Raw genomic sequence first — 10,227 nt, forward strand, 5'->3', positions numbered from 1 at the left:
GCCTAGAACAGGGCGTCCTGCTGTTCGTCCACGGAGCCGTGGCCCGGCAGCGGGGCAACTTCTCCGGCCCGGCGAGCGCGAGCGGCCTCGTGCAGGTCGATCGGGGTGACCTTCAGGACCGCATCGACCATGGCGTTGAGGAACTGCGGCGCGGCAATATCCGCGGGCACCGGAGCGTGGACGCATTTCACTTCGGGATGCTCCGCGCTCTCATCCCAATCCACCAGCAGCAGGCCGGTGGCGGTGTACCCGAAGCCGTCGCCGAAGTCGCGCAGCTTGCGGATCATGTCCACGGTGCGGCGGAAGGCAGCCGGCTCGGATTCCAGGATCGTGGCACGCTGCACGAAGAAGAACCCGACGGCTGCCAGCGGGTAGCGGGCCCGCAGGTTAGCCGCATCCCCATAGGCCTCTTCATAGCGGTTGGCCAGGTTCTTGCCGAAGGATGAGGTCATCGCCTTGGTGCTGAGCAGCAGTTCGGGACCGGTGGACCAATGGGTCATCACCACGTCGGTTTGCTTCATGTAGGCGCGGCCCAGGATGCGCGCGTCGATGCTGCCCGCCTTGCCCGCCATGATGGACTCGTGCACCTCGTCGGCCAGCCGCTCCGGCAGCTTGCGCAGCAGTTCCAGGATGTCGCTGGACAAGACCCGGGGCGCCTCGGGACGCGGCCACACCAGATCCGCATCGAATCCGGCACGGCGCAATTCATGGGCCAGCCATGCGTCCACGCCCTGGGCAAAGCGGCCCGATCGGGTGACCGCCTTGTTGCGGACCGGGATGCTCAGCAGGCGTTCGAGCACCGGGAAGGACGGGTTGAATTCCTCGGTTACCGCGCCATTGCCCAGCCAGGGCGAATCCTTCGCCGCTGACATCAACGTGGTATCGAATTCGGCAAAGGCCAAGGTCTTTTCGATCGCAGGATTGGCCACGTTCATCCCCTCACGGCTTTGCTTCTGGCCTTGCGGCGTTCGAGCATATTCATTCGCGCTGTGCGGACCGCCTCCAGCGCATCCGGCTCCAAGCCGAGCAGCTGCTCGAGCACCACGCGGTCCACCAGGTCGGTGGCCTCTTGCTTGCGCCCCTGCACCAGCAGTTCACGCACCGCCGGCTTGATGGCACGCAATTGCCGGGCATAGCGCTGCACCATGCCGATCGCCGGGACCGGCAGCTGGTCGGCTTCACGCGGTTCCAGCTTCAGGATGCCGCCGCCGTAGGAGCGGCCCACCATTTCGGCTCCGAGCATGGTCAGGGTATTGAGCGATGCCACCGGGAGCAGCTCGCGGCCCAGCTCGCGCGCATCGGCGCCGAGGTACACCCCATGGATCGAGTTGATGTGGTGCACCGCGGCCTCGTTGGCGGTCAACCGCGGGGTGTCGGCGTTCATGTAGGTCATGAACAGGTCCGGCACCGAGAGCACCGGCACCCGCCACCATGGCGAGCGCACCTTGCACTTGTAGGCCTGGTCGACGTTCTGCAGTTCACCGCTGGCCACGAAGCGCGCACCAGCACCGCTGGGTTCCGCGCCGGGGCGGAACATGTAGGCAGCTGCCCCGTGCTCGGCGAGCTTTTCCCAGCCGTCCTCGCTCAATTCCAGCCCGCGCAGGTGGCGCGAGCCCGGAGGCGAGATCCGGATCAGGTCCTCGCGGGCCAGCCCCAGGTCCTGGATCTGCTGGGCCGAGAGGGTGAACCACTTATTATTGCCGGTGACCGCGCCCAGCGAGGTTTCGCCCCAGGACTGCAGCGGCGCCATCCGGCCGGCGGCCAGTGCCGCCGACAAGATCCCCTGGGCTTCAAGGCCGACCAGGGAACCGGTCCAGCGCTCGTTCATGCGCACCGGGGTGTGGCGGGTGCCTTCGCCCAGGGCTTGCAGATCCAGCGCATTGCGGAATTGGTGCAGGTTGAAGGAACCGCTAGCCCCTTCGCGGTAGCCCTCGGCCAGCAGCAGCACCACTTCTTCCTGCGCGTCGGCGAACAAGCGCTCTTCGAAGACGGCCAGGTGCACGCTGGCGAAGCGTTCAAGCAGCATCTGGCGGACAGGCCCGGCATAGTTCACGAACATCAGCTCTGCCGGAAGCACCAGGGCCAGGCGCCCGCCGACGGCAAGGAAGCTGGTGGCGTGCACGACGAAAGCGGCCCAGATGCTGGCAAGTTCATTCAGTTCCACGCCCGAGGCTTTGGCCGCGGCGCGCGAGAGCTGCCGGTCAGCCCCGCGGTGCAGCTGGTAGCGCACGTAGGGAGGGTTGCCGATGACAGCGTCGTACTCGGCGTTGCCGGTGACCTCGAAGAAGTTGGCGTGCTCGATGCGCGCGTCGATCCCGGCGGCGCTCATCCGCTCACGGGCGGCCTGCACCGATGGTTCGTGCAGTTCCAGGCCCACCAGCTCGACCCGGTCTCGGCCATCTGCAAGCACCGGATGGGCAGCGGCAAGGAATTGTGCTTCACCGCAGGAGGGTTCCAGGACCTTGGATCCTTGCTCCCCCAGCGCCCACTGCGCCATGAAGCTGGCAACGGGTTCCGGGGTGAAGTAGGCTCCGCGCGCATGGCGGGCGGTGGCCTGATCTGTCAATTCTCTACTCAACACGCATCGATCTTTCCACGTAGGCCAGACAGTTGGGCTGGACCGGTAGACCGAGTCCGGGCGGCAACTTCTCTATTCTACGTGCGCGGGCATCTGGCTGATTCCTGTTCCTAGTGGTCTGCTTCGGCTTTGCCCTTGTGGCGCAGCTTCTCGATGCCCAGGATGATGACGGTAATCACGGTACCCATGATAAAACCGGCAAGGCAGGAGAAGGCGGTGTTCACCAGCCAGCCCAGCACGGCGCCGGCCTGGCCGGTCGCGTCGTGGACCAGCAGTTCAACGTGGTGCACGAAGCCGTACGGTGCGTGCCAGCCCAGTTCGTCCATGCCGACCAGCAGCAGGTGCCCGCCGACCCAGAGCATCGCGATCACGCCGACCTTGCTCAGGATGGACATCACGATGGGCATCGCCTTGACCAGGCCGCGCCCGATCTTCTGCGTGAGCTGGCGTGGCTTGGCGGCCATGTGCAGTCCGATGTCGTCCATTTTGACGATCAAGCCCACGGCGCCATAGACCACGACGGTCATCAGGATGGCGATCACAATCAGGATCAGCGCGCGATTCAAGAATGGCTCGTGGGACACCTCGTTCAGCGAGATGACCATGATCTCCGCGGAAAGCACGAGGTCTGTGCGCACTGCCGATCCGATGATCGCTTTCTCGTCGCGCACTCCCTCCTTGCCGCCCGGAGTGTGGTGCTTGATCGCGCCCATCGCCTCAAGCAGCTTCTCGGCGCCTTCGAAAACCAGATAGGCGCCACCGATCATCAGGATCGGGGTCAGCGCCCATGGAGCGAACTGCGATAGGATCAGCGCCACCGGAAGGATGAACAGCATTTTGTTCCGGATAGACCCAACGGCGATCTTCCAGATGATTGGAAGCTCGCGCTTGGGCGAGAGTCCGGCCACGTACTGCGGGGTGACTGCCGCATCGTCGATGACGACGCCTAGCGATTTGGTGCTGGCCTTGCCAGCGCCCAGCGCGATGTCATCAAGCGATGCCGCGGTGACTTTCACCAGCGCCGCCACGTCGTCCAATAGTGCTGCAAGGCCTCCGGCCATGGTCGGCTCCTCAAATATAGGTTCTGCGCAAAATTCTACCGGCGGGATCTTTGAGCCTGCCATAGGCGCGACGCTGGCTCGGGCAAGACCTGGGGCTAAAAAAAGAAACCGCGCCATGAAGATTCATGGACACGGTTCCCGTTGCTGGTCAGGACCAGGTCAGAGCCCCCTACCGGATTCGAACCGGTGACCTTCAGTTTACAAGACAGACGCTCTGGCCAGCTGAGCTAAGGGGGCGTACCGAATAAGAATATCCGAAAACCCTGCGGCACTGCGAATTGGCGATGCTCCGAGTTAAATGCCGATGGGAAGGAAGCCAGCATTGGCTTCCTTCCCATCGGTCGGGGTGCGAGATCAATAAGGATACTACCGGATCCCGAACAATTGTCCAGAGGCTACCGGTTCGACTTACTTGTTGGCAGCGATTGCTTCCTTCACTGCGGTTGGGAAGTCTTCCTTTGCCAGATCGACTACCTCGCCCTGGACGAAGATCGATGGGGTGCCAGCCACGCCATCGTACTGGCCGGCAGTAGTGGTGTACTGGACGAATGGACGGAACTTGTCATCTGCGATGCAGCTTTCAACGGACTGCGCAGCGCCATTCTGGATCGCCAGATCGGCCAGCTCGGCGTTCTTCATCTCGCCCTCTGGGTAGTGGCCCCACAGCGCCTTGACAAAGCCCATGTAGGCTTCTGGGCTTTCGTCGGCGACGCAAGCCAATGCGTTGGCGCCGCGCGAGGAGAAGTTGGTTGCTGAACCACGGTCAAGGTAGCCGACGTTGCGGTATTCAACGGTGACGTCGCCGTTGGCCAGCCATTCCTCGATCTGGTCCCCGTAGGTAGCCTCGAAGTCTGCACAGTGAACGCAGTTGGCGTCAACGTACATGGCGATGTTGATCGGTTCGCCCTTTTCAGCCACCGTCAGGTCGCGTGGGGTAGCTGGCGATGGCGCCTCGGCAGGTGCTTCGAGCGTCTTGATATCCACATTCTCGATGGACTTCTCTGCGACAGTGTCCGGCGAGGTGACCATGATGCCACCGGCTGCGGTACCGCCCTGCGGCACGGCGCCGGAGTCTGCCACCTTTGCGTTGTTGTTCTGCACGATCAAGGTAACTACCAGTGCGATGACCACAATGACTGCGGCCAATACGCCCAGCTTCACGAAAAGCGACTTGCGCTTCTGAGCGGCATCTTGAGCGGCACGCATCTGCGCCGCCTTCTCTCGGGCACTCGCGGTTCGCTCTGCCTTCGATGGACGCGGATTATTTGTAGACATAAATTTGGCGGTTCCTTGGTCAGCGGACAACTATCATCTGGAGTCAAGCTTAGCCAACTCCGAGCGCCAATATCCTTGAAAACTCAAGATTCCCCCACCTTCACAGGACTCACATATCTTTCGCATACAGCACCCAAAGTGCTTCGAAAACCTTAAGTTGAGCGTTAAACCAAGTCATCGGCGGATATCGTTTCTTTGCTGCCGGTCCTTTGCTGACCACGCGGCACATGCGCAGAAGTAGCCCATATGACGGAGAAATCCGTCTCTTCGTTCCCTTAGCAGTCAGTTTTCACTAGGCTAAATAGCAAGAGCGAGGAAATTTGACGAGAAGTCATTCACTCAGAACCGACGAATCTGCACCACGCCGGTGAACCAGATTGAACAAACCAGGAGGTTTGCAGTGGGTACCCCAGCGCCGAGTACAAAGACCGAAAATTCCTACGATTTTGTGGTTGTAGCCAACCGCCTTCCGGTGGACCGCATCACCAATCCTGACGGATCGCAAGGATTCCAGCGTTCGCCCGGTGGTTTGGTTACCGCCTTGGAACCGGTCATGGCTGCGTCCGAAGGTGCCTGGGTGGGTTGGCATGGCGGTATCGGCGAGAAGCTGGAGAGCTTCGACAAGGATGACATCCATCTGGTTCCGGTCCCCCTGGATGAGGATGACCTGACCCTCTACTACGAGGGCTTCTCCAACTCGACGCTTTGGCCGCTCTACCACGACGTCATCGTGCCACCGGAGTACCACCGCACCTGGTGGGACCGCTACAAGAGGATCAACCAGCGATTCGCCGATGCCGTACTGGAAATCGCTGCTCCGAACGCTACCGTGTGGGTCCACGACTACCAGCTGCAGCTGGTTCCGCAGATGCTGCGGCTGGCGCGACCCGATCTGAAAATCGGCTTCTTCCTGCACATACCGTTCCCGGCGGCCAGCCTGTTTTCGCAGCTGCCCTGGCGCACCCAGATCTTGCAGGGACTGGTCGGCGCGGACTTGGTCGGGTTCCAGCGCGAAACCGATGCGAGCAATTTCCTGCGCTGCTTGCGCCGGTTCACCGACTACTCCACCAAGGGCGATGTGGCTTCGCCCCCAGCCGGTAACGACATGCAGAATCTCTGCCGTGCCAATGCGCATCCGATTTCCATCGATACCGAGCAAATCGCCAAGCTCGCACGCGATCCGCAAATCATTGCCCGTGCCGCCCAGATCCGCCATGAGCTGGGCAATCCGAAAACCATCATGCTGGGCGTGGACCGCTTGGACTACACCAAGGGCATTCGCCACCGCCTGAAGGCCTATGGCGAGCTGCTCTCCGACCAGACTCTGCGCGCCGGTGATGTCTGCCTGATCCAGGTAGCCAGCCCCAGCCGGGAAAACGTGGACAGCTACATCGAGCTGCGTGACCAGGTGGAGCTCATGGTCGGGCAGATCACCGGCCAGCATGACACCCTGAGCCACACCACCCTGCGCTACCTGCACCAGTCCTATCCGCTGCGCGAAATGATCGCCATGTATCTGGCAGCCGATGTCCTGCTGGTCACGGCCCTGCGCGATGGGATGAATCTGGTGGCCAAGGAGTTCGTCGCTGCGCACCAGGATGGTCGCGGCGTACTGGTGCTCTCGGAGTACACCGGCGCTGCCGATCAGCTGACCCAGGCTGTCCTGGTCAACCCGCACGACATCGACGGGATGAAGGCCAAGATCGTTGAAGCGGTTCAGATGAATGAGGCAGAGCAGGAACGCCGGATGAAACGCATGAACCGCCACTTGGCGCTCAACGACGTCTCGAAGTGGTCCGAGGATTTCCTAGCCGAGCTGGCCGAGATCAACGCGGCCACCTCCGTGCACGAAATCGTTCGCTAGAAGATTCCGACAGGAATCCTGATCTCCGATGAGGAATACCATTGCCTGACCTTGACCCTGCCCTGCAGGCCGCGCTCGCTGAATTTGCTGCCCATCAGCGGGTACTAGTTGCTTTGGACTTTGATGGAACGATGTCCCCGCTGGTTGACCGGCCCCAAGAGGCCCGGCCGCTGGAAGAGTCTGCTGCTGCCTTCGAGCAGCTGGCTTCCAGTCCCGGGGTATACACCGCGGTGGTGTCGGGGCGTAACCTGCAGTCCTTGAGCGAGGTCTATCCTGAACCTCGTCCAGAGATTCGCATTGGTTCGCACGGTGCCGAGCGCTTGGTTCCGCCACAGCTGGGCGCGATCTGGCACGATGAGCCGCTGACCGCTAGGCAGTCCGAGCTGCTCGGGCAAATTACCAAGCGCCTGGAACGAGTTGCTGCGATGCACGCGAACGCCAGCGTGGAGTACAAACCGTCGGCCACGGTCCTGCACGTCCGCCAGGCAACACCTGAAGTTGCCGCCAAGGCCCTGGCACAGGCGCGGCAGGCGCTACGTGATTTGGACGGCATCAAACTGCTTGAAGGCAAAGCGGTGCTAGAGGCCACCGTGCATCACGGCGATAAGGGCCAGAGCCTGCAGTGGTTGCGTGAAGTACTCGACGTCCAAGCGGTCCTTTTTGTCGGTGATGACGTGACCGACGAGAACGGATTCAAGGTTCTTGGCGCAGCGGATCTGGGCATCAAGGTGGGACCTGGACCAACTGCGGCCGCGCATAATATCCTTTCGCCAAGTGAATTACCACACCTTTTGAAAAGTCTGATTTCCATGCGACACTGAAGTGTCCCAACTCACTTTCACTACGGATCGTCGGGCACGTACCTGCCCGTGAAAGGATTGTCATCATGGCAACTGTGACCTTTGAAAAGGCCACCCGCATCTACCCGGGCGCACTTGTGCCTTCCGTCGACGCTATCGACTTGGAAATCCAAGATGGAGAATTCCTTGTCCTGGTCGGCCCCTCGGGTTGCGGCAAGTCCACCACCCTGCGCATGCTCGCGGGCTTGGAAGAAGTAAACTCCGGTCGTATTCTCATTGGCGATAAGGATGTGACCAACGTTCCGCCTAAGGACCGCGACATCGCCATGGTCTTCCAGAACTACGCGCTGTACCCCCACATGACCGTTGCCGAGAATATGGGCTTTGCCTTGAAGATCGCCGGCGTCGACAAGGAGGAACGCAAGAAGCGCGTGCTGGAAGCAGCCAAGCTTCTCGATCTGGAGAAGTACTTGGACCGCAAGCCCAAGGCCTTGTCTGGCGGCCAGCGTCAGCGTGTGGCCATGGGTCGCGCCATCGTTCGTTCACCCCAGGTGTTCTTGATGGACGAGCCGCTGTCCAACCTCGATGCAAAGCTGCGCGTGCAGACCCGTACCCAGATTGCGTCGCTGACCCGCCGACTCGGTGTCACGACCGTGTACGTGACCCACGACCAGGTGGAAGCCTTGACTATGGGTGACCGCGTTGCCGTACTCAAGGACGGCGAGTTGCAGCAGGTAGGCACTCCTCGTGAGCTCTACGATCGCCCACGCAATGTCTTCGTCGCAGGCTTCATCGGGTCCCCTGCCATGAACCTGGTGCAGTTGCAGTCTGCCAATGGACAGGTTGCTTTCGGTTCAGCTGTTATCGATGCGCCTGGGGCACAGGGTGGAGTCACCTTGGGCTTCCGTCCAGAGGACATCGAGATTGTCGGTGCCGGCGAAGGTGTGGAGATTGTTGTCGACGTTGTTGAAGAGCTCGGCGCAGATGCCTACATCTACGGTTCGGCAGAGCTAGGCGGCCAAACTCAGATAGTCGTGGTTCGTGTTGACGGCCGTACGCCTCCCGCACGTGGACAGCGCATCAATATTGCACCAAATCTGCAGCACGCGCACCTGTTTGATACGGAAAGCGGTCTGCGCTTGGACAACGCCTAATACTGGCTAGCGCCAATGGCGGCTTGGAAATTGAACTCCAAGCCGCCATTGGCTTTAAGTCCGCTGCACGAGAGTCCGGTTAAACATCGAAGGCCCCGAACAAAAGTTCGGGGCCTTCGGCAAATTATGCCCGGCGATGACCTACTCTCCCACACCCTCCCGAGTGCAGTACCATCGGCGCTGTGGGTCTTAGCTTCCAGGTTCGGCATGGATCTGGGCGTTTCCCCCACGCTATGATCGCCGTAACTCTATACCTCATGGCTAGCCATGGGAAAACTACGGTGTCATTCGCGATTGCGACAACTCCATAACTATATCAAGCACGCAGTGGATGCGCCACTTCAGAACGCGTTACCAATAGTGTCCTTCGCCATACCCGGCTAATTGGGCTAGCTCCAGATATCGTCCCCGCGGAGCGTAGCCTCGGCACCACCATCGCAGTAAATCGTTTGCCCGGTGACGTGAGTATTTTCTGCACTCGTTAGCCACAGCAGTAGCTTGGCAATTACCACGGCTTCAGAGTGGTAGTTCAATGGCATCGGCACATTCTGGTCAACCATCGATTTGCCTTCTTCTGTCGCCAATAGGTCCCGAGTCATGTTGGTGATCACGGTGCCAGGAGCCACAGCGTTCAATGGGATCCCTGCGCCGGCCCACTTCTCCGAGATGCACTCGCGGCGAACCCAGCGGCTCAGCGCACGCTTGGAGGACGGGTAATTCAGGTAACCGGATCGCGGGCCAGCGGCTTCCAAGGCTGCACCAATGGCCAGGGCTGCTTCCTCGTCGCCTGCAAGCAACGCATCAACGAGTTCAGCGGAATTCTGCTGGATCGAGGCCATCGAGGAAACCACGGCCACGCGTGGTGACTGCGAGAGTCCCAATGCAGGCAGCAGGCCTTCCAGATACCTGGTTACGCCGAAATAGTTTACCGAGACGGTAATCGCCTTAGGAGCCGAGATGCCTGCGGCCGCGATGACCGCGTCAATCTTGCCTTCGGAATGCTCTAGGGTCTGGCTGATGGCGCTTAGCCGGCCCGCCTGCGTCGATAGGTCAGCAGTGACCTCGGCATCGCGTAGATCAACTCCAATGACCTTGTGCCCACGTTCTCGAATCAATTCTGCAGTGGCCGCGCCAATACCGGAAGCAGCGCCAGTAACGACATAAGTTCTCACGTTCGGTTTCCCTCTTTCGCAATTGGAAGACGAGTCGAGTCACCGTCGATGAGTCAGTCGCAGCCTCGCTCATATCCCACACTATGCCCATTTCGAGTGGCCCCTTGAACAATGATGCCTAAGTCAAGTGTTTGGGGTTGCCTTAGTCGCTTAGCAGCTATCGAGGTTAAAGCAGGAGGGGAGGAGGAACCAAGCAGCACCAGCTGCCTAATTCCCCCTCCCCTTCTCGTTAAACAGGTGAGGCCCCGGCACCAAACGGTACCAGGGCCTCAAACCATCTACTCAAGTTAAGTCCGGCGGTGACCTACTCTCCCACACCCTCA

General features: G+C 60.7%; 8 protein-coding genes, 1 tRNA gene and 1 rRNA gene. 3 read left to right on the forward strand and 7 right to left on the reverse strand.

Going from position 1 to position 10,227, the window contains the following annotated elements:
* Positions 1 to 2: 2 nt before the first annotated feature.
* From ACIOTN_RS16370 to ACIOTN_RS16390, 5 genes are all read right to left on the reverse strand, one after another.
* Positions 3 to 935 carry a hypothetical protein gene (locus tag ACIOTN_RS16370; protein ID WP_105661589.1) on the reverse strand — a complete coding sequence of 311 codons (933 nt, stop codon included), beginning with the start codon at positions 933 to 935 and terminating at the stop codon, positions 3 to 5.
* On the reverse strand, positions 932 to 2,578 hold the full coding sequence (locus ACIOTN_RS16375; protein WP_219844353.1) for an N-6 DNA methylase: 1,647 nt from the start codon (positions 2,576 to 2,578) through the stop codon (positions 932 to 934). The genes ACIOTN_RS16370 and ACIOTN_RS16375 overlap by 4 nt, the downstream gene beginning before the upstream one ends.
* Positions 2,579 to 2,688: 110 nt before the next feature.
* Positions 2,689 to 3,639, reverse strand: coding sequence for a DUF808 domain-containing protein (locus tag ACIOTN_RS16380; RefSeq protein ID WP_402735730.1), 951 nt, complete (start codon positions 3,637 to 3,639; stop codon positions 2,689 to 2,691).
* A 163-nt stretch (positions 3,640 to 3,802) separates the two neighbouring features.
* Positions 3,803 to 3,876: transfer RNA gene (locus tag ACIOTN_RS16385), tRNA-Thr, on the reverse strand.
* 171 nt (positions 3,877 to 4,047) lie between these two features.
* On the reverse strand, positions 4,048 to 4,914 hold the full coding sequence (locus ACIOTN_RS16390) for a thioredoxin domain-containing protein (RefSeq protein WP_332728156.1): 867 nt from the start codon (positions 4,912 to 4,914) through the stop codon (positions 4,048 to 4,050).
* 400 nt (positions 4,915 to 5,314) lie between these two features.
* Here ACIOTN_RS16390 and ACIOTN_RS16395 point away from each other — a divergent pair, with 400 nt between their 5' ends.
* The 3 genes from ACIOTN_RS16395 (at position 5,315) to ACIOTN_RS16405 (ending at position 8,732) form a co-directional block, all read left to right on the forward strand.
* A complete protein-coding gene (locus ACIOTN_RS16395; protein WP_388024933.1) occupies positions 5,315 to 6,778 on the forward strand; it encodes a trehalose-6-phosphate synthase in 1,464 nt (487 codons plus the stop codon).
* 41 nt (positions 6,779 to 6,819) lie between these two features.
* Positions 6,820 to 7,599 carry a trehalose-phosphatase gene (gene otsB, locus ACIOTN_RS16400; RefSeq protein WP_146112911.1) on the forward strand — a complete coding sequence of 260 codons (780 nt, stop codon included), beginning with the start codon at positions 6,820 to 6,822 and terminating at the stop codon, positions 7,597 to 7,599.
* Positions 7,600 to 7,664: 65 nt separating this feature from the next.
* Entirely contained in the window at positions 7,665 to 8,732 is a 1,068-nt protein-coding gene (locus tag ACIOTN_RS16405) for an ABC transporter ATP-binding protein (protein WP_402735731.1), read from the forward strand.
* Positions 8,733 to 8,860: 128 nt separating this feature from the next.
* Here the strand turns inward: ACIOTN_RS16405 and rrf are convergent.
* Together rrf and ACIOTN_RS16415 are read right to left on the reverse strand one after the other, a co-directional pair.
* Positions 8,861 to 8,977 (reverse strand): 5S ribosomal RNA (rrf, locus tag ACIOTN_RS16410).
* A gap of 144 nt (positions 8,978 to 9,121) precedes the next feature.
* Positions 9,122 to 9,904: an SDR family oxidoreductase gene (locus tag ACIOTN_RS16415; RefSeq protein ID WP_133835104.1), complete on the reverse strand. Its 783-nt coding sequence runs from the start codon at positions 9,902 to 9,904 to the stop codon at positions 9,122 to 9,124.
* Positions 9,905 to 10,227 lie beyond the last annotated feature (323 nt).

It is taken from the genome of Glutamicibacter sp. NPDC087661 (assembly GCF_044743275.1).
In the GTDB taxonomy this organism is placed as follows: Bacteria; Actinomycetota; Actinomycetes; order Actinomycetales; family Micrococcaceae; genus Glutamicibacter.

Coding starts and splice junctions, on each gene's coding strand:
- ACIOTN_RS16370 (WP_105661589.1), bottom strand. CDS start 935: ATGAACGTGGCCAATCCTGCGATCGAAAAGACCTTGGCCTTTGCCGAA.
- ACIOTN_RS16380 (WP_402735730.1), bottom strand. CDS start 3,639: ATGGCCGGAGGCCTTGCAGCACTATTGGACGACGTGGCGGCGCTGGTG.
- ACIOTN_RS16390 (WP_332728156.1), bottom strand. CDS start 4,914: ATGTCTACAAATAATCCGCGTCCATCGAAGGCAGAGCGAACCGCGAGT.
- ACIOTN_RS16405 (WP_402735731.1), top strand. CDS start 7,665: ATGGCAACTGTGACCTTTGAAAAGGCCACCCGCATCTACCCGGGCGCA.